Origin of the sequence: Euzebyella saccharophila (assembly GCF_014855495.1) — a bacterium.
Taxonomy (GTDB): Bacteria; Bacteroidota; Bacteroidia; order Flavobacteriales; family Flavobacteriaceae; genus Euzebyella; species Euzebyella saccharophila.
In genome coordinates, this window is the sequence record NZ_JACYFJ010000002.1 from 45,070 (window position 1) to 69,298 (window position 24,229).

The window sequence follows — 24,229 nt, forward strand, 5'->3', positions numbered from 1 at the left end:
ATATGACGCAACAGTTAAATCATACATGGAACGCTGGTCTTTATAATGATAAGCATGCTTTCGTATACGATTACGGGAAAGGGCTTATAGAGTTGTTGAGACCACAGGCCAATGAGCGTATATTGGATTTAGGTTGTGGAGCAGGTCAATTAACAAACGAAATTGCTGGATTTGGGTGTGATGTACTGGGAGTGGACAATTCCCCGGAAATGATTGAAAAGGCAGAAAGCTCGTATCCCAATTTAAATTTTCAAGTGGGGGATGCGGCCACTTTTAAAACCGAGGAAAAATTCGATGCCATATTCAGTAATGCCGCCCTTCATTGGATAACGGATTATGAAAATGCTGTAGGTTGTATGTTCCATAATTTGAAGCAAGGTGGCAGGTTGGTTGCTGAGTTTGGTGGTCAAGGTAATATTGAAACGATTATTTCTGCCCTAAAGGAAAGTCTATTCATGAATGATTTTATAGAACAGGCCCAAAGACAATTATGGTATTTTCCTTCGGTGAGTGAATATTCTTGGGTGTTGGAAAAAGCGGGCTTTCAAGTGACCTATGCGCAATGGTATGAAAGACCTACTGAATTGGTTGATGTAGAAACGGGTTTACAAGACTGGATAAATATGTTCGCCCTACCATTTTTTGAGGGTGTGGAAGCGGAAAAGGTAAAATCAATTATTGCAGAAGTAGAACAAAAAGTGAAACCGGCTCTTTTTAGAAAGGGAAAATGGTTTGCAGATTATAAAAGAATTAGGGTAGTGGCCCAAAAGAATTGATAACGGACTCTTCCGCCATAAATGGAAGTATGTGAATTTTAGATAAGGATGAAGAAACAATGGTTTACCATTTCGGTTTATTCCGAAAACAACGTGGGACTTTTAAATAGAATATCAGGAATATTCTTAAAGCGTCATATCAATATAGAGAGTTTAAATGTCTCTAAGTCAGAGATTGATGGTGTTTCAAAATTTACAATTGTAGTACACACTACTGAAAAATGGGTACGTAATATTGTAGGTCAGGTAGAAAAGCAGATTGAGGTAATCAAAGCGTTCTATCACACGGATGATGAGACCATTTACCAAGAATCGGCCCTGTTTAAAATTGCCTCCAATCTTTTGTTTGATGAGCGTCAAATTCAAAATATCATCAAAGAGAACAACTCACAAATAGTAACGGTGGCACGTGAATTTTTTGTGATTGCAAAATCAGGAAGAAGAAATGAAATTGATGAAATGCATGAACAATTAAAGCCTTTTGGTATTATGCAGTTTGTTCGTTCGGGGCGTATTTCTGTGACCAAGTCAGAAATGCAAATTTCCGCACTTCTTGAAGAATTTTATGAAGAGGCTTAATAAAAAGAGTAAGTAATCTATTAATATCTATATTTTCGCTCGTCGAAAGATTAAAACCAATAATTGAACATTTTCCTGCGGGGCAGGATGAAAAGAAAAAGTAACTATGGCAAATTATTTTAATACACTATCGCTTAGAGATCAACTTACCCAATTGGGTAAATGTAGATTCATGGAGTCTTCTGAATTTTCCGATGGTGTATCGGCATTGAAAGGTAAAAAAATAGTCATCGTAGGATGTGGTGCCCAAGGTTTGAACCAAGGATTGAACATGAGAGATTCCGGATTGGATATTTCATATACCCTTCGTGAAGGTGCTATTAAAGAAAAGCGTCAATCATTTATCAACGCCTCTGAGAACGGTTTTAATGTGGGTACTTATGAAGAATTGGTGCCTAGCGCAGATTTGGTAATCAATCTTACACCAGACAAGCAACATACGAGCGTTATCAATGCAGTAATGCCTTTAATGAAAGAAGGTGCTACCCTTTCTTATTCGCACGGTTTTAATATAGTGGAAGAAGGCATGCAGATTCGTGAAGACCTTACGGTTATCATGGTGGCTCCTAAATGTCCTGGTTCCGAGGTTCGGGAAGAATATAAGAGAGGTTTTGGTGTTCCAACTTTGATCGCAGTTCACCCTGATAACGATCCTCAGGACAAAGGTTTAGAGCAGGCCAAAGCGTATGCCGTGGCCACTGGCGGACATAGAGCGGGCGTTTTGGAATCTTCTTTTGTTGCCGAAGTAAAGTCTGACCTTATGGGGGAGCAGACCATTCTTTGTGGTCTTCTTCAAACAGGAAGCATCCTTTGTTTTGATAAAATGATCGAAAAAGGGGTAGATGCCGGTTACGCCTCCAAATTGATTCAATACGGTTGGGAAACCATCACCGAAGGAATGAAGTACGGTGGTATCACCAATATGATGGACCGTCTATCCAATCCTGCAAAAATTAAGGCTTTTGAACTTTCGGAAGAGTTAAAAGATATCATGCGTCCTTTGTTCCAAAAACATATGGACGACATCATGACCGGTCATTTTTCCAAAACAATGATGGAAGATTGGGCCAATGATGATAAAAACCTTTTGTCATGGAGGGCCGAAACCGGCGAGACCGCTTTTGAAAAAACTCCAGCGGGGGACGTAGTAATTTCGGAACAGGAATTCTATGACAATGGTGTTCTTATGGTAGCTATGGTTCGTGCAGGGGTTGAATTGGCCTACGAGAGTATGACCGAATCAGGTATTATCGGCGAGTCCGCTTATTATGAGTCACTTCATGAAACTCCGTTAATTGCCAATACCATTGCCAGAAAGAAGTTGTTCGAAATGAATCGAGTAATTTCAGATACGGCAGAGTACGGTTGTTATTTGTTCGATCACGCGTGTAAGCCCCTTTTGGCCGATTTTATGAAGAAAATTGATGTTGACGTAGTTGGTAAAAAGTTTGGTGAAGGCGAAGGTAATGGTGTTGATAATGCCAAGTTGATTGCTGTGAACAAAGCTTTACGCGAGCACCCTGTTGAAGTTGTAGGAGCCAGATTACGTGCTTCTATGACGGACATGAAGCCTATTGTATAATATATTTTCAGACCCTGTTCCTTATTTATTCTACCTTTGGTAGTTCGTAATGAACAGGGTTTTTTGTATGAGTTATTTTCCTTCCATAGCAGCCATAAGGAGTGCTTCCGAAACCATTAGTCAGGTAGCTTCAGTAACTCCATTGACTAAAAGCAATCGGCTATCCGATAGTTACGAAGCTAATATTTTATTGAAAAGGGAAGACTTGCATCAGGTACGCTCGTATAAAATTAGGGGTGCCTTTAACAAGATTAGCTCCTTAACGTCAGAGGAAAGGGAAAACGGAATTGTTTGTGCCAGTGCCGGCAACCATGCACAAGGTGTGGCCTTTGCCTGTAACCATTTAGGCATCAAAGGTACGGTCTATATGCCTTCCGTAACCCCCAAACAGAAGATTGAACAGACCCAAATGTTCGGTGGGGAATGGGTAGATGTGGTTTTGGAGGGAGATACTTTTGATGATTCCTTTAAAAGTGCCATGCAGTTTTGCAACCAGAACAATAAGACCTTTATTCATCCTTTTGATGACCCTAAAGTCATTGAAGGGCAGGGGACCGTAGGACTGGAATTACTTCAACAATTTCAAAAACCCATTGATTATATTTTTGTGGCCATTGGCGGAGGAGGTTTGGCATCAGGACTCTTGGGAGTTTTTAAAACATTGTCTCCAGGAACAAAGATTATTGGTGTAGAGCCAGAAGGAGCACCTTCGATGAAAACATCCATCGACAATAATAAGAATACCGAGCTGGAGCAAATTGATAAGTTTATTGATGGGGCGGCAGTACAAAAAGTGGGAGACCTCACCTTTGAGATATGCAAAGAAAACCTCTATAACATGTCATTGGTGGCCGAAGGTAAAGTATGCCAAACAATTTTAGACCTTTACAACCGTGATGCCATTGTAGTGGAACCAGCAGGAGCTTTAACGATTGCTGCTTTGGATGCTTACGCCCAGGAGATTAAGGGGAAAAATGTGGTCTGCATACTCAGCGGCAGCAACAACGATATTACCCGAACTGCGGAAATTAAGGAGCGAGCCCTGTTATATGCCCGTTTAAAGCATTATTTTATCGTACGTTTTCCGCAAAGACCAGGTGCTTTAAAACAATTTGTGGCAGAAATTTTGGGCCCTACGGATGATATTACCCATTTTGAATATTCCAAAAAATCAAGTAGGGAAAATGCGCCGGCCATTGTGGGCATAGAATTAAAGAGTCCCGAAGACCTTCAGCCATTGATTAAAAGAATGAAGGACAATAATTTTTTCGGTGATTATTTGAACGATAAGCCCGACCTCTTTCAGTATCTTATATAAAATTATGATACCGGATTGTGATTTAATGAAAACCACAACCATTTCGTAATATTTCTGAGGTTTTTATTCCGTATTTTCGTTAGATAACGAATTTGACAATTCAATTTATTGGACGAAAATGAAAAGTATACCTGAAGAGTTTCAGATTACGGAACTCATTGAGCAGAAGAAATATTTGGTTAACGGAGAATTGAAAGCTTGGAGCGGAAATACCACGGAGGTTTTTTCGAGTATTTCATCCACAGAAGCGTACAAACCAACTTTGTTAGGAAGTATCCCGGATATGGGCGAACCTGAAGCAATGGCCGCTTTGGATGGCGCTTTAGCAGCTTATGGCAAAGGGCAAGGGGTATGGCCTACCATGCACGTAAAGGATAGAATTGAGTGCATGGAGAATTTTGTGCGCAAAATGGAAACCAAACGTAATGAAGTTGTAAAACTGTTAATGTGGGAGATTGGTAAATCGCTTCCTGATTCGCAAAAAGAGTTTGATCGTACCGTAGAGTATATTTATGATACTATTGAGGAGTACAAAGAACTGGACCGAAATTCGGCCAAATTTCAAAAACACGATGGCGTATATGCCCATATCAAAAGAGGTCCGCTAGGGGTTGTTCTTTGTTTGGGACCTTATAACTATCCGTTGAATGAAACTTTTGCTTTGCTTATTCCGGCTATTATAATGGGGAATACCACCATTTTTAAACCAGCAAAACACGGGGTTCTTTTAATTACACCACTTCTGGAAGCCTTTCAAAGCTGTTTTCCAAAAGGTGTAGTCAATATCTTATTCGGTAGGGGCAGGGCCGTAGCGGCACCCATTATGCAAACTGGTAAGGTAGATGTGTTGGCTTTGATCGGTAATAGTAAGTCGGCCAATGCTTTGCAAGAGCAACACCCAAAAAGCAACCGCTTGCGACTGGTGTTGGGCCTTGAGGCTAAAAACCCGGCGATTATACTTCCTGATGCCGATTTAGATTTAACGATTGACGAATGTATTGCAGGAACCCTTTCTTTTAACGGTCAACGATGTACGGCATTAAAAGTCATATACGTACACGAGCAGGTGCGAGATGAATTTATGAAGCGTTTTACTAAACGAGTAGATTCCTTAAAGTTCGGTAATCCGTGGGATGATGGGGTGAAATTGACTCCGCTTCCGGAACCTGGTAAGCCGGCCTACATACAAGAACTGATCGATGATGCTTTGGAAAAAGGTGCTAAGGTCAAGAATAAAAAAGGGGGACAACACTTTGATAACTACATATGGCCAGCAGTGCTGTATCCCGTAAACAAAGAAATGAGGGTATACCAAGAAGAACAATTTGGTCCCATAATTCCCGTGGTTTCCTTCTCAGATATTGAAGAGCCATTGAACGATATGGCGGAAAGCAATTACGGGCAGCAAGTAAGTCTGTTCGGGAAAGATGTGTATACGCTTTCGCCGCTAATTGATACTTTGGTAAATTTAGTTTGTAGAGTAAACCTGAACAGTTCTTGTCAGAGAGGACCGGACGTGTATCCGTTTACGGGAAGAAAAGATTCCGCACAAGCAACCTTAAGTGTTCACGATGCCTTGCGTTCTTTTTCAATAAGAACCTTTGTAGCCTTTAAGGACAACGAGTTGAACAATGAGACTATTCAGCAGTTGTTGGAAGCCAAGCTGTCAAATTTTGTAAGTACGGATTATATTCTTTAAGTACATTGCTAGAAAACTGAAAAGCCTTTGTTGAGGAACAAAGGCTTTTTTTATGCTTTGGTCCGTAATAATCAGATAAATGTGAAATGTATTAAAAGAGGAGGTTGATGTTAGGTTTGTGTTAAATATTAACGTTGTATTTTAATTTTTGAAGTATAGTGGGATAATATAGCATATATATTGGATAAATGCGTAAATCCGTATTCCAACCATGCACTGTAATTTTGTACCAACAAATTAGACAAAGATGCCGTTGATTCAATTGATGGATGAGATGGAATTAAAGTTGAACCTACAATTTGGAATATTATGGATACAAAAATAAATAACAGTAAAGCCTTATTTGCATTAGCAGTGGGCGGCTTTGGAATTGGACTTACGGAATTTGTAATCATGGGGATTCTCCCTGATGTTGCCAAAGGATTGAATATTACCATTCCGGAGGCTGGTCATTTTATAGCGGCTTATGCCTTGGGAGTTGTGGTCGGAGCGCCCCTATTATCGCGTTTTAGTACCAAAATGAATTCGCGAATCATACTGTTAATGTTAATGGGGTGGTTTACCTTGTTCAATACCTTATCAGGTTTGGCACCTAATTATACGACCTTATTGATAATGCGATTCTTGTCAGGGTTGCCACATGGTGCCTTTTTCGGTATAGGCGCTGTTGTAGCCGGAAAATTGGCTCGTGAAGGTAAGGCGGCAAGGGCTATAGCCGTTATGTTTAGCGGGTTGACCATTGCGAACGTCATCGGTGTACCGGCAGGCACCTATATAGGTCACCACTACGATTGGAGTATTTCTTTCTACATGGTTGGTATCGTTGGTCTGATGGCGGTCAGCAGTATTTTATTATGGATGCCGAAGTTTGAACCCCAAAAGCCGCAACCTTATTCAAAAGAGAATAAAGGACTCAAGAATGGTGAGTTATGGGCTTTGATTGCTCTAACGACTATTGGTACTGGCGGATTTTTCGCGTGGTATAGCTACATAGCCCCGTTAATTACCGATGTTGCCGGATGGGGCGAACATATGGTAGGTTATGCCATGATTTTGGCCGGTCTCGGAATGGTGTTCGGAAATTTTATCGGAGCCAAAATGGCGGAACTATTTTCTCCTTTGAGGGCAGTAGCCATAAGTTTATCTCTGATGGTAATTCTTTTGCTGATCAATTCCGTCTTGGCCTTTAACCCTTACGTGGTATTGGTAATGACCTTTTTGGTTGGTATGGCTGCCTTTACGGTGTCGACGCCTATTCAGATGGCTATTATTAATACGTCAAAAGGAAACGAAATGTTAGGCTCCTCAATGAACCAAAGTGCCTTTAACATGGGGAATGCCTCTGGGGCCTATTTGGCAGGATTACCAATGACCTTTGGCTTAAGCGTAGTTTATGCAGGGATCGTAGGTTCTGTTTTAGCTGGATTAGGGGTAATGATAGCTGTTGGAATTATCCTTTACAGGAGGCACAAAGCAGGCTATAGCCTTAAAAAAATGGCCTTTGGGAATTAGGAAATAAAGATTATTAACGCAAACTAAAAAGACCGGCAAAAGCCGGTCTTTTTTATTAATGATTATACAATGCATTAGATATTTTCTGCCAGCCAATTGCCAACCTCACTTGTTTTATAAGATTTTCCACCTTCGGACAAGTCTTCGGTTACCACCCCTTCAGAAAGGGATTTGTTCACCACTCTTCTAATATCATCTGCTTCTTGCTGAAGCCCTAAATCTTCAAACATCATGGCTGCTGAAAGTACCGTTGCCAATGGGTTCGCGATATCTTTACCGGCCGCTTGCGGATAGGACCCATGAATGGGTTCGTATAAGGAAACTTCACTTCCTACTGAGGCCGAAGGCATTAGTCCCATAGATCCTGAAATAACGGAAGCTTCATCCGTTAAAATATCACCAAAAAGATTTTCAGTAATAATTACATCATAGGCCTTGGGCCATTGTACCAAACGCATGGCAACCGCGTCTACAAACTCATAGGAAACTTCTACTTCAGGGTAGTCTTTTTCCATGGCTTGTACCGTTTCCCTCCACAAACGGGAAGATTCCAATACGTTTGCCTTATCAACACAACAAAGTTTTTTACCTCTGGTCATGGCCATTTCAAACCCTTTTTTAGCCAAGCGCTGAATTTCCGAACGTGTATAGGTCATGGTATCATAAGCGGTGTTACCGTCATCTTCTCTACCGCGTTTTCCAAAATAGACGCCACCTGTCAATTCACGTAGAATAATTAAATCGGTACCTTCGATTCTTTCCCTTTTTAAAGGGGACTTGTCAATCAAGGATGGAAAAGTAAATGTGGGTCTCACATTGGCAAAAAGGCCTAATTTCTGACGCATTTTTAATAAACCTTGCTCAGGACGAACTTTTGCTGATGGGTCGTTATCAAAACGAGGATGCCCAATAGCCCCGAAAAGGACGGCATCGGAGGTAGCACAGATTTCGTGCGTATCATCAGGGTAGGGCTCACCAACTTTATCAATGGCCGCTGCACCGGTCAAGGCAGGCTTCCAACTGATTTCATGGTTGTATTTTTTTGCAATGGCATCACTTACCTTTACGGCTTGATCAATAACTTCTGGGCCTATTCCGTCTCCGGCCAAAAGAGCAATATTTAGCTTCATCTATTTTAGCTTTATGCCGCGCGCCATTCGCTTCTTGCAAGTGGGGCGAAGTGTTTAATTAAATTATATTCAACATTTTTTCAGTGGCCTTAATGGCAGATACCGTTTGATCGGAATCCAGACCTCGGGATGTAAATTCCTTCCCATTGGCGTTCCACGTGATGATGGTTTCACAAAGGGCATCGGAATTACTACCGGGAGGTATTCTTACTGAATAATCTACCAATTTGGGCAGTTCCATTTTTTGGGTGCTATAAATTTTCCGCAAGGCATTCATAAAAGCATCATACTGCCCATCTCCAGATGCATTTTCTTCAAATGATTTTCCATTGATTTCTACCGATAGGGTAGTGGAGGGGCGAAGGCCTTTGGAATGGGTAAGCACATACGATTTTACAAAGACCTTTTGTTGATAGTCCGTATCCAGTACATCGGAAATTATATAGGGCAGATCTTCCTTGGTGACCTTTTCTTTTTTATCACCTAATTCAATGATTCTTGCCGTTACCTTTTTTAGTTCCTCATCGTTTAATGTAAGGCCCAGTTCTTGCAAATTCTTTTGAATATTTGCCTTTCCGGACATTTTACCTAGGGCGTATTTGCGTTTTCTGCCAAAACGCTCAGGCATTAAATCACTAAAGTAGAGGTTCTTTTTACTGTCACCATCAGCATGAATACCAGCAGTTTGTGTGAATACATTTTCTCCAACAATAGGTTTATTGGCGGGGATGCCCACCCCGGTAAAGGCAGAAACCAACTTACTAACCCTGTATAAGGCTTTCTCGTTTACTTGTATGCTAACCTCAGGAAGAAAATCATTAATTACGGCAATGGCGCTCGCCATGGGTGCGTTTCCAGCTCGTTCTCCCATTCCGTTGACGGTAAGGTGTAAGCCATGGCAACCTGCTTTTACGGCTTCCATAATATTGGCAACACCTAAATCGTAGTCGTTATGACCGTGAAAATCGATATGTAATTGCGGGAATTTTTCAATAATCTCAGAAAGGAATTCCTTGGTTTCCGTGTGGGTCAATATGCCCAAGGTATCTGGCAACAAAACCCTTTTTACGGGCTGCGTGGTAAGGAATTCAAGAAATTCCATTACATAACCCTTGGAGTTGCGCATACCATTGCTCCAATCTTCTAAATAAATATTGGTTACAAAACCGCGTTCGGTCGCTTGGGTAAAAATATCGGCTATATCTTTAAAATGCTCTTTGGGCGTTTTTTTAAGCTGATATTTTAAGTGGTTCATAGAACCTTTGGTGAGCAGATTTTGGGTAATTGCCCCTGCTTTTTGCATCCAATCCAATGAAACTCCGCCGTCTACAAAAGTGAGCACTTCCACTTTTTCTAAAAACTGTTGCTCACCGGCCCATTGGGTAATCTGTTTTACAGCATCTAGTTCACCTTCAGATACCCTGGCCGAAGCCACTTCAATACGGTCTACTTTTAACTCTTCCAGTAAAAGTTTGGCAAGCGTTAGCTTTTCAGAAGAAGTAAATGAGACACCACTTGTTTGTTCCCCATCACGGAGGGTGGTGTCCATTATTTCCAAGTGTCTTTTCATTTTCACCTAGCGGTTATTAGGTCTCCCTATTTCTTAGAATCCTTAAATATCTAAGCTCTTAAAACGGTCTTTGTTCAGCAAATTTTTCAATATCCCCCTTAATGTTCAATAGATAGTCAATATCATCGAAACCATTGGTCATATTGCCTTTTTTGTATTTGTTGATGTCAAAAGACTCGCTTTCGCCCGTGGCCAAAATGGTCACTTTTTGCTCAGGAAGATTTACTTCAAACTGGGCATTGGGGTCTTTTTCAATTTCCCCGAAGATTTTCTGTAGAAAAGCGGCACTAACTTGTACGGGTAGAACACCAATGTTCAAGCAGTTGTTTCTAAAGATATCCGCGAAAAAGCTGGAAATTACACAGCGGAATCCATAATCATACACTGCCCAAGCAGCGTGTTCACGGGAAGAACCAGAACCGAAGTTCTTACCACCCACCAAAATTTGTCCGCTATAAATAGGGTTGTTGAGGATGAAGTCTTTTTTAGGAGTATTATCTTGATTGTACCTCCAGTCTCTAAATAAATTATCTCCAAAACCTTTTCTTTCCGTCGCCTTTAAAAAGCGTGCAGGAATTATCTGGTCCGTATCCACATTTTCAATGGGTAGCGGTACCGCTGAGGAGGTTAAAACATTAAATTTATCGTAAGCCATTTTTCTTTTTGTTTGGGTCGATGGTTTGTAAAATGACCACCGACATTTGGTTATTAACCAGCTATTGCTTCTTCTTGTAATAATTCTCTAGGGTCCGTTACTTTTCCGGTAACCGCTGCGGCGGCTGCCACCAACGGACTGGCCAAAAGCGTTCTGGACCCTGGACCTTGTCTTCCCTCAAAATTTCTATTGGAAGTACTCACGGCCAATTTACCGGCGGGAATCTTATCGTCGTTCATTGCCAAACAGGCGGAACAACCAGGCTCTCTGAGCTCAAAACCGGCTTCAGTAAAAATATCCAATAGACCTTCTTCTTTTATAGCGGCTTCCACTTTGTGACTTCCGGGAACCAACCATGCCGTAACATTGTCCGCTATTTTTCTTCCTTTCACAATCGAGGCGAAAGCGCGGAAATCCTCTATTCTACCGTTAGTGCAACTTCCTATGAAAACATAGTCGATAGGTTTCCCGATCATGGCATCGCCCTCACCAAATTTCATGTAATCCAAAGACTTCTTATAGGTTGCGGCACCTCCTTGGGTTTCGTCGAAGGTAGGAATCGATTTGCTTATGCCCATGCCCATACCCGGATTGGTACCGTAGGTAATCATAGGCTCTATTAGGGTTCCGTCAAAAGTCAGTTCCTTATCAAAAATGGCATCGGCATCGGTATAAAGGGTTTCCCAATATTCCATTGCGGTATCCCAGGCAGCTCCTTCAGGAGTAAATTCCCTTCCCTTGATATAATCAAAAGTAGTCTGGTCAGGAGCAATCATCCCTCCACGGGCACCCATTTCTATACTCAGGTTACAGACCGTCATACGGCCTTCCATGCTCATGTTTTTGAACACATCCCCCGCATATTCTACAAAATATCCGGTTGCACCGGAAGTAGTCAATTGTGAAATGATGAACAAAGCAACATCCTTAGGTGTAACCCCGTACTGAAGTTCTCCCGTGATATTGATGCGCATTCTTTTTGGTTTTGGCTGCATGATACATTGGGTGGCCAATACCATTTCTACTTCTGAAGTTCCTATACCAAATGCTATGGCGCCAAAAGCACCGTGGGTAGAGGTGTGTGAATCTCCACAAACGATGGTAGCCCCAGGAACGGTAATACCGTATTCAGGACCAACTACGTGAACAATACCATTTTTTTGGTGTCCCAGTCCCCAATAAGAAATACCATGCTCATTGGCATTTTCTTCCAACATTTTAAGCTGGTTGGCCGAAAGTGGATCCTCCACCGGAAGGTGTTGGTTAAGGGTAGGCGTGTTATGATCTGCGGTGGCAAATGTTTTTTCAGGGTGCATAACCCCGATACTTCTATTTTTTAAACCAAGAAAGGCAACGGGGCTGGTAACCTCGTGTACCATATGGCGGTCTATGAACAGCACATCTGGGCCGTCTTCTATTTGGTGGACCACATGGGAATCCCACACTTTATCAAACAATGTTTTTTTAGCACTCATAGTCTTTCAATTCTAAGCTAACAAATCTAATGAAACACCTCGTTTTTTAGAAATTATAACCTCTAAAAATTACGATGTTCAAACTCAAATCAAGCTATTTTCGTATTTATATTTTACTTTCTTTTTATCTAAAGATGTGGTAGTTGCGTGGAAATGTGCGAGGTTCTTTATTTATAAGCTTAGCTCTATTTAATGAATTCTAACTAATATAATTCCAAATATTTTTATGTTTCACAATTTGTGAATAGGCGTGACGAATCGGTAAATTTTCCGGTTTTTCCAATCTAGGGTCGGCCTTAAGTATTTGAATGGCGTAATGCCTTGCAGTTTTTAAGATATCGTTGTCTTTGACAATATCGGCAATTTTAAGATTAAGGACACCGCTTTGTTGGGTTCCCATAATATCTCCTGGCCCCCTTAGTTTCAAATCAACTTCGGCAATTTCAAATCCATCGTTGGTTTGTGTCATGGTATGTAACCGTGTTTTGCTTTCTTCGGAAAGTTTATGTCCGGTCATTAAAATACAGTAACTCTGGTCCGCACCACGACCTACACGTCCCCTTAATTGATGTAATTGTGAAAGCCCGAATCTTTCGGCACTTTCAATAATCATCACGGAGGCGTTGGGTACGTTTACACCAACTTCTATTACGGTTGTAGCCACCATGATTTGAGTTTCCCCCCGTACGAAGCGGTCCATCTCATAATCTTTATCGGCGGGTTTCATCTGCCCATGTACAATGGAAATTTGATAATTGGGCATGGGAAAATCACGAGCAATGCTTTCATAACCGTCCATTAAATCTTTGTAATCCAATGCTTCGGATTCCTGTATGAGTGGATAAACCACGTATACCTGACGGCCTTTTTTGATTTCGTCCCTTACGAAACCAAAAACTTTTAAGCGATTGGAATCAAACCGATGCACTGTTTTTACCGGTTTTCTACCTGGCGGAAGCTCATCAATTACCGAAATGTCCAAATCTCCGTACAAGCTCATGGCCAATGTTCTTGGAATAGGAGTGGCGGTCATCACCAAAATATGTGGGGGTAGGGACCCTGCTGAAGTTTCATTATCCGTGTTTTGAGGAGTGCCGCCTTTGTGCCATAGTTTGGCTCTTTGTGCTACCCCAAAACGGTGTTGTTCGTCAATAATGGCCAAGCCTAGGTTTTGAAATTGGACCTTGTCTTCCAATAGCGCATGGGTGCCGACCAAAATATGCAGGCTGCCGTTTTCTAAATTGGAATGAATTACGGTCCGTTCCGATTTTTTCGTAGAGCCTGTCAACAAGGCACAATGGAGTCCTACTTTATCCAAAAGTTCCTTGATGCCCGAATAATGCTGGTTTGCCAAAATTTCTGTCGGGGCCATTAAACAAGCTTGGTAGCCGTTGTCGATAGCCAATAGCATGGTCATTACCCCAACAATCGTTTTACCAGAACCAACGTCGCCTTGCAACAGTCGGTTCATTTGGGCATTGCTGCCCAAATCATGTCTTATTTCTTTAATAACTCGTTTTTGGGCTCCTGTCAGCTCAAAAGGCAAGTGATGGTCGTAAAATTCTTTAAAATACTCACCCACCTGATCAAAAGGCAGTCCCTTAATTTTTTGCTGCCTCAAGGCCTTTTTGGTGAGCAATTGTAATTGTATAAAGAAGAGCTCTTCAAATTTTAAACGGAATTGCGCTTTTGCCAGTAACTCTTGGTTTTTAGGGAAATGAATATTTAAAAGCGATTCAGCTTTTGGTAAAAGATGTAATTCTTGAAGGATGTTATCTGAAAGGGGTTCGGAAAACCTGGCTTTCGTCTCCAAAAACAATTGCTGCATCATTTTACTGACGACCCTATTTGTAATGCCCTTATTGCTTAGTTTTTCGGTGGAGGGATAAATAGGTTGCATACCCACTTTTAATCCTTTTTGGTGTTCGGTAAGCAGTTCCATGTCCGGGTGGGGCATCGAAAATTTCCCATTGAACCAATTACAGCGACCAAAAATGACATACGCAGTATTCAATTTCAGGTTTTCGCGAATCCATTTTTGTCCACGGAACCATACCAGTTCCATATCACCGGTATCATCCACAAAGGTGGCCACCAATCTCTTGCCCCTTTTTTGTTCTACCGTTTTTATGTTGACGATTTTACCTGCTATTTGAACATCGGCATTGCTACGCTGTAGCTGGCCAATTTTGTAGTACTGGGTTTTATCAAGATACCGGTTGGGAAATAGATTAAGTAGATCTTGATAGGTGTGAATACCCAATTCTGACTGCAGGGTTTCCGCCCGGTTGGGGCCAACCCCTTTTAGGTAAACAATGGGAGTTTGCAGGTTTGGTATATTCATGCGACTAAAATAGGAGTTCGGTAAAAGATTAGCAACACTATGTGGACGAGGGTTTCTTCTTTACCTTATTAAAAAGGTTAAATTTGGTTCAGCTTTTGAGTTAAACTCTATATGACCCGAATTTTTTTTCCGTTTTTTTTATTATTGGTGAGCTCTCTTTATGCTCAGAATCAAGATAAAGTAAACTTTACTGAAGCCAAAGTTTTGGTGGAGCCTCTTCCTTTTGAGAAGGCCGTAAAAGGTACGGTTACCTATCAGTTTACGGTATTGGCAAATGTGGATTCAGTCTTTTTGGATGCGCATCAAATGCAATTTTTTAAGGTTCTCTTGAATAATAAGAAAATAAAGTTTCGGGCTACAGAAGAAAAATTAATCATTCCGTATAAATTTAGAAAGGGTCGTACTTATCAATTGACCACAACCTATTCGGCGCAGCCTAAGCAGACACTTTATTTTTTGGGATGGGACGATGATATTAAAGATAATGAGCAAATCTGGACCCAAGGTCAGGGAAAGTACACCCGGCATTGGTTGCCTAGTTTTGATGAGATGCAGGAAAAAGTAATTTTTGACCTGAAAATTTTGGTTCCTAAAGGTTATAAGGTGATTGCAAATGGCAAACTCCTCTCTCAAAAAGATAGCCTTAATAAGACCCTATGGAAGTTTGATATGCAAAACCCCATGAGTAGTTATCTCTTGGCTTTTGCCGCTGGAAAATATCAAAAGCAAGAACTGACCTCCAACAGTGGTGTGGCTATCGAAAATTTTCACCTACCAAAAGATAGTGTAAGAGTAGAACCTACCTACCGTTACACCCAAGAAATTTTCAATTTTTTAGAGGAGGAAATAGGTGTCGCTTATCCATGGCAAAATTATAAGCAGGTACCAGTACGTGATTTTTTATATGCGGGAATGGAAAATACGGGAACGACTATTTTTTCCGATGGCTATATGATCGATTCTATCGCCTTTGTCGATAAAAACTATGTAAATGTAAATGCTCATGAATTGGCCCATCAGTGGTTTGGGAATCTGGTAACCGAAAAAGATGGTAATCACCATTGGCTACATGAAGGATTTGCCACTTTTTACGCCTATTTAGCAGAAAGGGAGATTTTTGGAGACGATTATTTTTATTGGAAATTGTGGGTAACCGCACAAGAACTTCAACGGATATCGGATGCTGACGTAGGGCAAGCATTGACCGACCCAAAAGCGAGTAGCCTTACGTTTTATGAAAAAGGAGCTTGGGCATTGGTGATTTTAAGGGAAAGAGTAGGGGAAGAGGTATTAAAAAAAGGGGTAGCCAATTATTTGGAAAAATATGCCTTCAGGAATGTGACGGTTGATGATTTTCTAACTGAAATTGAAAATGCCGGTCAAACCGACTTATCAGACTTTAAGAGTAGCTGGTTAAACGGCACGGAGTTTTTGTGGGAAGAAGCACGGACTTTACTTATTGCTAAGTGTCCTTCAATAAGGTTGTTTTATTCCGAAGAAATTAAAAAGGAAAGCTTAGGTAGCTTTTTGGAAGAAGAACACCCCCATCAATTGAAAATAGCCCTTTTGGAGAAGTTTAAATCGGAACTTTCGAGTGAAGAACTTCTGGAGCTCACCAAAAAAGTGGACGTGCTTACCCGTCAAAAAGCAATACAACTTTTAGAAAACATTCCTCAGAAACTGGAAACGTCGTTGGTCACCTATCTAGCGGACGATAGTTATATTACCAAAGAATTGGCAATTTATAAATTATGGTCCCAATTTCCTGAAAATCGAAAAAAGTACTTGGAAGCCACCAAAGATATAGAGGGTCTTCCCAATAAAAATGTACGCTTGCTATGGTTGACTTTAGCGATTATAACACCCGATTTTGAACCTCAAAACACCCCAAAATTTATTGCTGAATTAGAAGAGTATACTTCTCAGGCCTATACTTGGGAAATACGTCTTGGGGCGTTTCAGTACTTTTCTGAATTAGGTTTTACCGAAAAATCCTTGGAGCATCTAATAATGTCCACTGAGCATCACAGTTGGCAGTTTAAAAAATATGCCCGAAATTTAATAGAACAGCTTCTTAAAGAAGATACTTACGAGAAGAGAATATCGATGGTTTTTAAAAAACTAAATAGCGGGGAATTACGTTATATGAAAAGCAAATTGGATACAAAATGAGAGCTTTGGTCATTTCGGGAGGAGGAAGCAAGGGCGCTTTTGCGGGCGGTGTCGCCCAATATCTTATGCAAGAAAAAAAGCACGATTATGACCTTTTTTTAGGAACCTCGACGGGTAGCTTGCTCATTAGTCATTTGGCGCTTCAGAAAATAGACAAAATAAGGGAGATTTATACTTCTGTCAATCAGGATAGTATTTTTAGTAATTGTCCTTTTACCATCCAAAAGAAGCACGGAGTCCATAATATTGGTATCAATCACTGGAATGTTTTAAAAAACTTTTACCGAGGCCGAAAAACTTTTGGGGAGAGTAAGAACCTGCATACACTTATCAAGAATACGCTTACTAAGGAGGAGTTTCAAGCTTTAAAAAACGGTCCTAAAAATATAATTGTTACCGTTTCCAATTTATCCCTGAACCAAGTGGAATATAAGTCCATCAATGATTTTTCATATGAAGATTTTGTAGAATGGGTGTGGATTTCCTGTAATTACACTCCCTTTATGAGCTTGGTTCGAAAAAACGGATGTGAATATGCCGATGGCGGCTTGGGGAACATGGTACCTATTGAGGAAGCGGTGAGAAGGGGCGCCAAAGAAATTGATGTGATCGTATTGCAAACCGAAGTGACCCATTTAAATAGGTTGCCCTCTAAAAACGCATTTTCCCTTTTAACAACTATGTTCGAGTTTATGTTGGACCGGATTGAATTTCAGAATATTAAAATAGGAAAGTACGCAGCCGGCCATAATGAGGCTATTATCAATTTTTACTATACCCCCACGGTTCTTACGACCAATTCTTTGGTCTTTGACAAGGAAAAAATGACCGCATGGTGGGAGAGAGGCTATAACTTTGCTAAATTCAAGAATACGGAACTCAATCAGATAGAACCAGAAAAAGGCGAAGTACTCTAAAATACTCCGCCTATTTTATATTTTATTTTCAGGGTTTTACCAGAGCTCGCCAACTTCCTTTTTCACAAAGGAAAGTGCAGTAGCAGATGGGGACTCTTTATCCATAGTTTCTGTAAGGATATCTTCCCGGAGTTTGTCCGCAGCATCCGTTTCGCTCATAGCAGCTTTTCTGATCATTTGCACCGTAGCGCTTTTGGCCGCTTTGATAACGTTCCAACATTCATCTGTCATGTAGATTTGTTGCGATAGGTTATGGTCAAATTCCGTTTCAATGGTTCTGATCAAAAGTTGCTCATAGTCGTTTTTATTACCTGATTTGGGTGCTACACGCACTACCAAGCTGGGAATAGCAATACGTTCTAAAAACAAGGCCATTCGTTCATAGGCTTGTAGACGAATAGGTAAGGTGTTTTTTTGGGTATCCTTATGTAAAAGAAAACGTCTTCTCCCTTCTTCATTACGTGTGTGAAGCCTAAAAAAGTAGAAGGCCACCAAACCGGTGACTACAGCGGGTAATAGAAAACCGAAAAATTGTAAAATAGTTTCTCCAGACATGATTTTGGGTGGTTTTAGGCCGAAAAAGATTAAGGCCGATTACTTTGTTTAGAGAACGATTGATTTTTAAAAAAAGTATGATGAAAAATATAGAAAAAAGTAAGGCCGCATTAAAAATACGGCCTTATACATTATAAATTTCAATCTAATTTACTTCTTCATCTCCTCACGCACCATATCATAAAAAGCACCATAGGCTGGATGGATGATTACCTGAATCCCTTCTTTTAAGTTACCGTCACGTCCTAAACTGGCCACACGTTCCGCTTCTACACCGGCTTCCTTTAGTTTTCGGGCTACCGATAAGGCTTGCTGAGCGGGAATATGGATATCTCCCGTCATACTTAAACCTTCAACCGTCACATTCGCTTTTGGATTGGCTGCTAAAATTTGTGCGATTTTCTCCGCCCAAGAAGCTCCTTCAGCGGTAAGTTGGTCTCCCGTATCGCTTCCAAAAAGTCCGTTTAGGGTATTTGAAACAACTACGCCTCCATTGGCCACGGATATTTTGGCATTTTCTCCCATGGTTTGCTTTACATTGGTCAAAATGACAATCGCCGTAGAATCATTACTGCTAATGGCATCCTTTATGGCTTTTAGCTGATTTTCCTTGGCCTCTAAACTGGCCATCGCGCTGGTAACTATATTACTGTTCTTGTTAGATACCTCAGCAAAACTTTTCATATTCTGCATTAGTGTATTATTGGCATCTTGAAGTTCCGTTACCTGACTTTCATAAGAGTTGGCTTTGTCCGTTGCAATACGCTCCGTTTTTTTGGACTCCAGCAATTCACTGTTTACGCTATCCAATTGTGATTTTAATTCGTCAATTTCAGCAATCAGATCACTCTTGCGTTGAGCATGAAGGCTAGTAAGTGAAAAAGCAAGTAAAAATATCGCTAGAAAATAATTTTTCATTGATGGGGATTAATTATGAACCTTCTAAGGTTCGTTACAATTTATTGGGCACAAAAATATATTTTATTCCTTTCCTGTGAAAATACCTTAAATAAAATCGGTGATCGGCATTTATGATTAGTTCTCCAAATAATCCAAACTCATTTCGGTCAAAGCTTTCACTCCCAATAAGAGTCCGCTATCATCAATCATGAAATCCGGTGTGTGGTGCGGAAAAGATTCTGTATTTCCCGGAGTCATTCCCCCTAAAAAGAAGAAAAAACCAGGAATTTTATTTTGGTAGTATGAAAAATCCTCACCGCCGGTTACCGCCTTTTGAAGCTGTACATTTCTATCTCCGGCTACTTTTTTTAAGGAAGGAATTACCCGTTCCGTTAAGGAAAGATCATTATAGGTAATATCCGTATTATCCTTAAAGATGATGGAGGCGTTTCCGCCATAAGCCTTGGCTATCGTAGGGACCATTTCTTGCATGCGTCTGGTAATTTGTTCTTTCATATCATAGTCCAACGTACGTACTGTTCCGATCATTTCTGCTGTTTCGGGAATAATGTTAAAGCGCACGCCGCTGGTTATTTTACCCACTGTAATGACGGCGGCCTCGTTGGTAAGTTCTGCTTCACGACTAATAATGGTCTGCAGACCATCAATAATCTTTGCACTGATGAGTATGGGGTCGATGCCCGACCAAGGTTGCGAACCGTGACTTTGTTTGCCCTTAACGTTTATTGTGAAGTGCTGAACAGCAGCCATGGTACCGCCAGGCTTGTACCTAATAACACCAACCGGGGTTTGAGAATTAATATGGAGTCCGAAAATGGCTTCCACATCCGGATTTTTTAATACCCCTTCTTTGATCATAAGGGAAGCACCGCCTTCTTCTCCCGGTGGTGGGCCTTCTTCCGCGGGTTGAAAAATAAATTTAATAGTACCGTTAATTTGGTCTTTGTGTTTCGATAAAATCTCGGCTACCCCCATTAAGATGGCCACATGTGAATCATGTCCGCAGGCATGCATCACAGGAACCATCTCCCCTTTAAACTCGGCTTTTACTGTAGATTTAAAAGGCAAGTTGTTGCGCTCAGGAACCGGCAAAGCATCCATATCCGCTCTTAGGGCAATGGTTTTTCCATTTTTTTTGCCTTTTAAAATCCCTACCACACCTGTATGTGCAATACCTGTATGTACTTCCATTCCCAAGGACTCCAAGTGTTTGGCTATCTTTTCAGCAGTTTTAAACTCCCTGTTGGACAGTTCTGGGTTTTTATGGATTTCCCTTCGCCATTCGATCACTTTAGACTCAATCTTTTTATAGTCTTTTTCAAATCTCAGATTTTGCGCAAATAACGATCCACCACAGAAGGTCAAAATGGTAATTAAAAGTATTCTCATAATTAAAAAAGTTACTTAAATATACATACTGATGGGCGATTGACCTATTCCCGAAGACAATTTTAGGTGTTGATAAGAATATCCTTAGAATTAAGCTGTAGATTTTACCATAAGCCCAATAATGGCTAAATTCACAACGCTAAAAAGAAGGTTTAGGTTTGAAGAATTTTGTTGATGAGTTAAATGATGCCCAAAAGGCTCCGGTACTTCATAAAGATGGTCCGTTAATGGTAATTGCCGGTGCTGGATCTGGAAAAACACGTGTATTAACGTATCGTATTGCCCATCTCATGGCACAAGGGGTAGATTCCTTCAATATATTGGCCCTGACCTTTACCAATAAGGCGGCTCGTGAAATGAAAGCCCGTATTGCCCAGATAGTTGGTAATTCCGAGGCAAAAAACCTGTGGATGGGTACTTTTCACTCTGTATTCGCCAAATTATTACGATTTGATGGTAGCCATTTGGGCTTTCCTAGCAATTTCACCATCTATGATACCCAAGACTCCCAAAGGTTGATCGCTTCCATAATCAAGGAAATGGGATTGGACAAGGACGTTTATAAGTACAAACAAGTTCAAAATAGGATATCGTCCTATAAAAACAGCCTTATTACGGTTAAGGCCTATTTTCAGAATCCCGAATTAATGGAGGCCGATGCAATGGCCAAAAGACCCAGATTGGGGGAGATATATCAGAATTATGTAGATCGCTGCTTTAAGGCCGGTGCCATGGATTTTGATGATTTATTATTGAGAACCAACGAGCTTTTAAATCGTTTTCCGGAAGTACTGATGAAGTACCAAGAGCGGTTTAAATATATTTTGGTAGATGAGTACCAAGATACCAACCACTCCCAGTACTTAATAGTAAAGGCCTTGGCCGATCGCTACCAAAATATTTGTGTGGTGGGGGATGATGCACAGAGTATTTATTCCTTTAGGGGCGCCAATATTAGTAATATCCTGAATTTTCAAAGAGATTACGATAATGTGGCCATGTACCGTTTGGAGCAAAATTATCGTTCTACCCGGAATATTGTAAATGCGGCTAATTCAATTATCGCAAAGAATAAGAACCAATTGGAAAAATCGGTTTGGACAGATAATGATGACGGTCCTTTGATAAAGGTGCATAGAAGCTCTACAGATGCGGAAGAAGGCCGGTATGTAGCAAGTGGTATTTGGGATACCCGTATGAACCAACACGTGCCCAATGGCGATTTTGCCGTTCTTTATCGCACCAACTCCCAATCAAGGGCAATTGAAGATGCCTTAAGGAAGCGCGACATTCCTTATAGAATTTATGGTGGCCTTTCTTTTTACCAGCGTAAGGAAATAAAGGATGTTCTTAGTTACTTGAGGTTGATAGTGAACCCAAAGGATGAGGAAGCCTTGAAGCGGGTCATCAATTTTCCGGCTAGGGGAATAGGCCAGACTACGGTAGATAAGTTGACCGTAGCGGCCAATCATTATAACCGTTCCATTTTTGAAGTAATGGAACATTTGGGGAAACTCAATTTAAACATTAATGCCGGTACCAGACGCAAATTGGAAGATTTTGTGACCATGATCAAAAGCTTTCAGATCATGAACGAGGGGGCCGATGCTTTTGCGTTGGCAGAGCATGTGTCAAAAAAAACCGGACTTCTTCTAGAGTTTAAAAAAGATGGAACCCCTGAGGGTATTGCCCGAATGGAAAACATAGAAGAACTTTTAAACGGTATTAAGGATTTTGTAGAAGGCCAGAAGGAAATTGCCGATGCAACCGGAGACCTTTCGGAATTCTTGGAAGATGTGGCGCTTGCGACCGATTTGGACAATGATACAGGAGATGATGACCGCGTAGCCCTAATGACCATTCATTTGGCAAAAGGACTGGAATTTCCTTATGTCTATATCGTTGGTATGGAAGAAGATCTTTTTCCCTCTGCCATGAGTATGAATACCCGCAGTGAACTGGAAGAGGAAAGAAGACTTTTTTACGTGGCACTTACCCGTGCCGAAAAGCAGGCATACCTCACTTATACACAGAACCGATATCGTTGGGGAAAATTGATCGATGCCGAGCCGAGCAGGTTTTTGGAGGAGATTGATGAAAAATATGTGGAAAATCTAACGCCTATCGATACCGGTTATCGCTACAAGCCTTTAGTGGATTCCGATATTTTTGGAGAGGTAGATAAAAGTAGATTGCGCCAAACAAAACCAGTAGCTGGCACACCTCCAACTACTAAAAAACCTAATGAATCTCAATTGAGAAAATTGAGAAAATTAAAGCCGGAATTATCGAATCCTGTGGGTAACACCAACAAAATAGATCCCAATCTTGAAGAAGGATCATTGGTAAACCATACCAGATTTGGTAGGGGCAAGGTGCTAAAGATTGAAGGCGTAGGCAATGATAAGAAAGCCGAAATTCAATTTGATCAAGGAGATATTAAAAAGCTTTTGCTTCGCTTTGCCAAATTGGAGGTTGTTGGATAGGGACTGCTATGGAAGAAAAGGTTCGGTACTTAAGTAGAATCTATCAACATCCGGATTTAGGTATTGAAGATATTCAAAAACTGGCTGCAGTTCATGAAAAGGTTTCATTTAAAAAAGGGGATTTCATACTCCAAAAAGGCGAAATTCTCAATGAATATTACATTTTAGAAAAGGGACTTTTCCGTTCTTTTGTGCATGATTATCAAGGGAACGATATAACGATCGATTTTTTTAGCGAAAATGATATTCTTATTGAGGTTTCTTCCTTGTTTCAACGAATACCTACACAAGAAAATATTGAAGCACTTACCGATAGTGTCGCCTATAAAATTGATTTTACAGATTTTCAAGAGCTTTTTCATAAGTTGGGAGGATTTAGTGAATGGGGCCGTTCCTGGATGTCCAGCAGCCTTTTTTCCTTTAAAAACCGTTCAACCCTAATGAGGGTAGAAAGCGCTAGGGAAAGGTATGAACGTCTTTTAAAGGAAAAGCCCACCGTTGGTAAAATGGCTCCCTTAAAACATATTGCTTCCTACTTGGGAATTACGGACAGTACACTAAGTAGAATTAGAAAAGTACGGTAATTTCATTTCTTGCCCTAGGTCAAGTATTTCACTTTTTTAATGGCCTACCTTGTTTCCATAATTTAAAACCTAAAAAAATGGAAATTAAAAATCCCGTAGGCTGGTTCGAAATCTATGTTGATGATATGGACCGAGCACAAAAATTTTATGAGAATATCCTTCAGGTAAATCTGGAAATCCTAGCGGATCCCGCTAAAGACTCTGAGGAGAAAATTATGATGCGTTCTTTTCCATCCGATATGCAACAATACGGTGCTTCAGGTGCTTTGGTATATATGGATGGATTAAAGGCAGGGGGAAATAGCACCTTGGTCTATTTCTCGTGTGAAGATTGCTCGGTGGAAGAAGGACGGATTGAGGCTGCCGGAGGAAAAGTTTTTAAAACTAAAATGAGCATTGGTGAATATGGTTTTATTAGTCTTGGTAGTGATACGGAAGGTAATATGTTTGGGCTACATTCTCTAAAATAGGGCAAAAACTATGGTGTCCTTATTGAATTGGGCTAATAGTAAATCTTTTAGCGATTTATATAATCGTAAAAAGTTTTATTTTGGTATGGAATTTA

Annotated in this window: 19 protein-coding genes; 11 read left to right on the forward strand and 8 right to left on the reverse strand. The window is 40.7% G+C overall.

Going from position 1 to position 24,229, the window contains the following annotated elements; genetic code table 11:
• The first annotated feature begins 2 nt into the window (after window positions 1-2).
• From IL355_RS06590 to IL355_RS06615, 6 genes are all read left to right on the forward strand, one after another.
• Entirely contained in the window at window positions 3-776 is a 774-nt protein-coding gene (locus IL355_RS06590) for a class I SAM-dependent methyltransferase (RefSeq protein ID WP_192461394.1), read from the forward strand.
• A gap of 48 nt (window positions 777-824) precedes the next feature.
• Entirely contained in the window at window positions 825-1,355 is a 531-nt protein-coding gene (gene ilvN, locus IL355_RS06595) for an acetolactate synthase small subunit (protein ID WP_187457365.1), read from the forward strand.
• Between the two features lie 106 nt (window positions 1,356-1,461).
• Complete coding sequence (gene ilvC / locus IL355_RS06600; protein WP_192461395.1) at window positions 1,462-2,937, forward strand: ketol-acid reductoisomerase; 1,476 nt, start codon at window positions 1,462-1,464, stop codon at window positions 2,935-2,937.
• A gap of 67 nt (window positions 2,938-3,004) precedes the next feature.
• Entirely contained in the window at window positions 3,005-4,255 is a 1,251-nt protein-coding gene (gene ilvA, locus IL355_RS06605; protein ID WP_192461396.1) for a threonine ammonia-lyase IlvA, read from the forward strand.
• Between the two features lie 118 nt (window positions 4,256-4,373).
• Window positions 4,374-5,954 (forward strand): NADP-dependent glyceraldehyde-3-phosphate dehydrogenase, encoded by a 1,581-nt coding sequence (locus tag IL355_RS06610; RefSeq protein ID WP_192461397.1) that lies wholly within the window; start codon window positions 4,374-4,376, stop codon window positions 5,952-5,954.
• A 309-nt stretch (window positions 5,955-6,263) separates the two neighbouring features.
• Window positions 6,264-7,466 (forward strand): MFS transporter, encoded by a 1,203-nt coding sequence (locus tag IL355_RS06615; RefSeq protein ID WP_192461398.1) that lies wholly within the window; start codon window positions 6,264-6,266, stop codon window positions 7,464-7,466.
• 74 nt (window positions 7,467-7,540) lie between these two features.
• On the opposite strand, the gene leuB is transcribed toward IL355_RS06615, so the two are convergent.
• The 5 genes from leuB to recG form a co-directional block, all read right to left on the reverse strand.
• The gene (gene leuB / locus IL355_RS06620) at window positions 7,541-8,596 is read right to left on the reverse strand and encodes a 3-isopropylmalate dehydrogenase (protein WP_192461399.1); all 1,056 of its coding nucleotides are present in this window, start codon (window positions 8,594-8,596) and stop codon (window positions 7,541-7,543) included.
• Window positions 8,597-8,654: 58 nt separating this feature from the next.
• A complete protein-coding gene (locus IL355_RS06625) occupies window positions 8,655-10,166 on the reverse strand; it encodes an alpha-isopropylmalate synthase regulatory domain-containing protein (protein ID WP_192461400.1) in 1,512 nt (503 codons plus the stop codon).
• A gap of 58 nt (window positions 10,167-10,224) precedes the next feature.
• Entirely contained in the window at window positions 10,225-10,821 is a 597-nt protein-coding gene (gene leuD, locus IL355_RS06630; protein ID WP_192461401.1) for a 3-isopropylmalate dehydratase small subunit, read from the reverse strand.
• A 53-nt stretch (window positions 10,822-10,874) separates the two neighbouring features.
• Window positions 10,875-12,296, reverse strand: coding sequence for a 3-isopropylmalate dehydratase large subunit (gene leuC / locus IL355_RS06635; RefSeq protein ID WP_192461402.1), 1,422 nt, complete (start codon window positions 12,294-12,296; stop codon window positions 10,875-10,877).
• A gap of 199 nt (window positions 12,297-12,495) precedes the next feature.
• Window positions 12,496-14,640: an ATP-dependent DNA helicase RecG gene (gene recG / locus IL355_RS06640; RefSeq protein WP_192461403.1), complete on the reverse strand. Its 2,145-nt coding sequence runs from the start codon at window positions 14,638-14,640 to the stop codon at window positions 12,496-12,498.
• A 111-nt stretch (window positions 14,641-14,751) separates the two neighbouring features.
• On the opposite strand from recG, the gene IL355_RS06645 reads away from it, so the two are divergent.
• Both IL355_RS06645 and IL355_RS06650 read left to right on the forward strand, forming a co-directional pair.
• The gene (locus IL355_RS06645; RefSeq protein WP_192461404.1) at window positions 14,752-16,812 is read left to right on the forward strand and encodes a M1 family metallopeptidase; all 2,061 of its coding nucleotides are present in this window, start codon (window positions 14,752-14,754) and stop codon (window positions 16,810-16,812) included.
• Window positions 16,809-17,729 (forward strand): patatin-like phospholipase family protein, encoded by a 921-nt coding sequence (locus IL355_RS06650; RefSeq protein WP_192461405.1) that lies wholly within the window; start codon window positions 16,809-16,811, stop codon window positions 17,727-17,729. Before IL355_RS06645 ends, IL355_RS06650 begins: the two co-directional genes overlap by 4 nt.
• 36 nt (window positions 17,730-17,765) lie before the next feature.
• Here the strand turns inward: IL355_RS06650 and IL355_RS06655 are convergent, their stop codons facing one another.
• From IL355_RS06655 to IL355_RS06665, 3 genes are all read right to left on the reverse strand, one after another.
• Window positions 17,766-18,284, reverse strand: coding sequence for a DUF7935 family protein (locus tag IL355_RS06655; RefSeq protein ID WP_192461406.1), 519 nt, complete (start codon window positions 18,282-18,284; stop codon window positions 17,766-17,768).
• 150 nt (window positions 18,285-18,434) lie between these two features.
• Entirely contained in the window at window positions 18,435-19,202 is a 768-nt protein-coding gene (locus IL355_RS06660) for an OmpA family protein (RefSeq protein ID WP_192461407.1), read from the reverse strand.
• Between the two features lie 117 nt (window positions 19,203-19,319).
• Entirely contained in the window at window positions 19,320-20,594 is a 1,275-nt protein-coding gene (locus IL355_RS06665) for an amidohydrolase (RefSeq protein ID WP_192461408.1), read from the reverse strand.
• 158 nt (window positions 20,595-20,752) lie between these two features.
• Between IL355_RS06665 and IL355_RS06670 the strand changes: the two genes are divergently transcribed.
• From IL355_RS06670 to IL355_RS06680, 3 genes are all read left to right on the forward strand, one after another.
• Window positions 20,753-23,080: an ATP-dependent helicase gene (locus tag IL355_RS06670; RefSeq protein WP_192461409.1), complete on the forward strand. Its 2,328-nt coding sequence runs from the start codon at window positions 20,753-20,755 to the stop codon at window positions 23,078-23,080.
• Window positions 23,081-23,088: 8 nt separating this feature from the next.
• Window positions 23,089-23,664, forward strand: a complete 576-nt coding sequence (locus IL355_RS06675) for a Crp/Fnr family transcriptional regulator (protein ID WP_192461410.1) — start codon at window positions 23,089-23,091, stop codon at window positions 23,662-23,664.
• A 77-nt stretch (window positions 23,665-23,741) separates the two neighbouring features.
• On the forward strand, window positions 23,742-24,134 hold the full coding sequence (locus tag IL355_RS06680) for a VOC family protein (protein ID WP_225621145.1): 393 nt from the start codon (window positions 23,742-23,744) through the stop codon (window positions 24,132-24,134).
• Window positions 24,135-24,229: the final 95 nt, after the last annotated feature.

What these genes read in the sequence shown, in the direction of transcription:
- IL355_RS06655 (WP_192461406.1), bottom strand. Translation starts at nt 18,284, where the DNA reads ATGTCTGGAGAAACTATTTTACAATTTTTCGGTTTTCTATTACCCGCT.
- leuC (WP_192461402.1), bottom strand. Translation starts at nt 12,296, where the DNA reads ATGAGTGCTAAAAAAACATTGTTTGATAAAGTGTGGGATTCCCATGTG.
- leuD (WP_192461401.1), bottom strand. Translation starts at nt 10,821, where the DNA reads ATGGCTTACGATAAATTTAATGTTTTAACCTCCTCAGCGGTACCGCTA.
- IL355_RS06650 (WP_192461405.1), top strand. Translation starts at nt 16,809, where the DNA reads ATGAGAGCTTTGGTCATTTCGGGAGGAGGAAGCAAGGGCGCTTTTGCG.
- IL355_RS06665 (WP_192461408.1), bottom strand. Translation starts at nt 20,594, where the DNA reads ATGAGAATACTTTTAATTACCATTTTGACCTTCTGTGGTGGATCGTTA.
- IL355_RS06660 (WP_192461407.1), bottom strand. Translation starts at nt 19,202, where the DNA reads ATGAAAAATTATTTTCTAGCGATATTTTTACTTGCTTTTTCACTTACT.
- IL355_RS06615 (WP_192461398.1), top strand. Translation starts at nt 6,264, where the DNA reads ATGGATACAAAAATAAATAACAGTAAAGCCTTATTTGCATTAGCAGTG.
- leuB (WP_192461399.1), bottom strand. Translation starts at nt 8,596, where the DNA reads ATGAAGCTAAATATTGCTCTTTTGGCCGGAGACGGAATAGGCCCAGAA.
- IL355_RS06645 (WP_192461404.1), top strand. Translation starts at nt 14,752, where the DNA reads ATGACCCGAATTTTTTTTCCGTTTTTTTTATTATTGGTGAGCTCTCTT.
- IL355_RS06675 (WP_192461410.1), top strand. Translation starts at nt 23,089, where the DNA reads ATGGAAGAAAAGGTTCGGTACTTAAGTAGAATCTATCAACATCCGGAT.
- ilvN (WP_187457365.1), top strand. Translation starts at nt 825, where the DNA reads ATGAAGAAACAATGGTTTACCATTTCGGTTTATTCCGAAAACAACGTG.
- IL355_RS06680 (WP_225621145.1), top strand. Translation starts at nt 23,742, where the DNA reads ATGGAAATTAAAAATCCCGTAGGCTGGTTCGAAATCTATGTTGATGAT.
- ilvC (WP_192461395.1), top strand. Translation starts at nt 1,462, where the DNA reads ATGGCAAATTATTTTAATACACTATCGCTTAGAGATCAACTTACCCAA.
- IL355_RS06625 (WP_192461400.1), bottom strand. Translation starts at nt 10,166, where the DNA reads ATGAAAAGACACTTGGAAATAATGGACACCACCCTCCGTGATGGGGAA.
- IL355_RS06590 (WP_192461394.1), top strand. Translation starts at nt 3, where the DNA reads ATGACGCAACAGTTAAATCATACATGGAACGCTGGTCTTTATAATGAT.
- recG (WP_192461403.1), bottom strand. Translation starts at nt 14,640, where the DNA reads ATGAATATACCAAACCTGCAAACTCCCATTGTTTACCTAAAAGGGGTT.
- ilvA (WP_192461396.1), top strand. Translation starts at nt 3,005, where the DNA reads ATGAGTTATTTTCCTTCCATAGCAGCCATAAGGAGTGCTTCCGAAACC.
- IL355_RS06610 (WP_192461397.1), top strand. Translation starts at nt 4,374, where the DNA reads ATGAAAAGTATACCTGAAGAGTTTCAGATTACGGAACTCATTGAGCAG.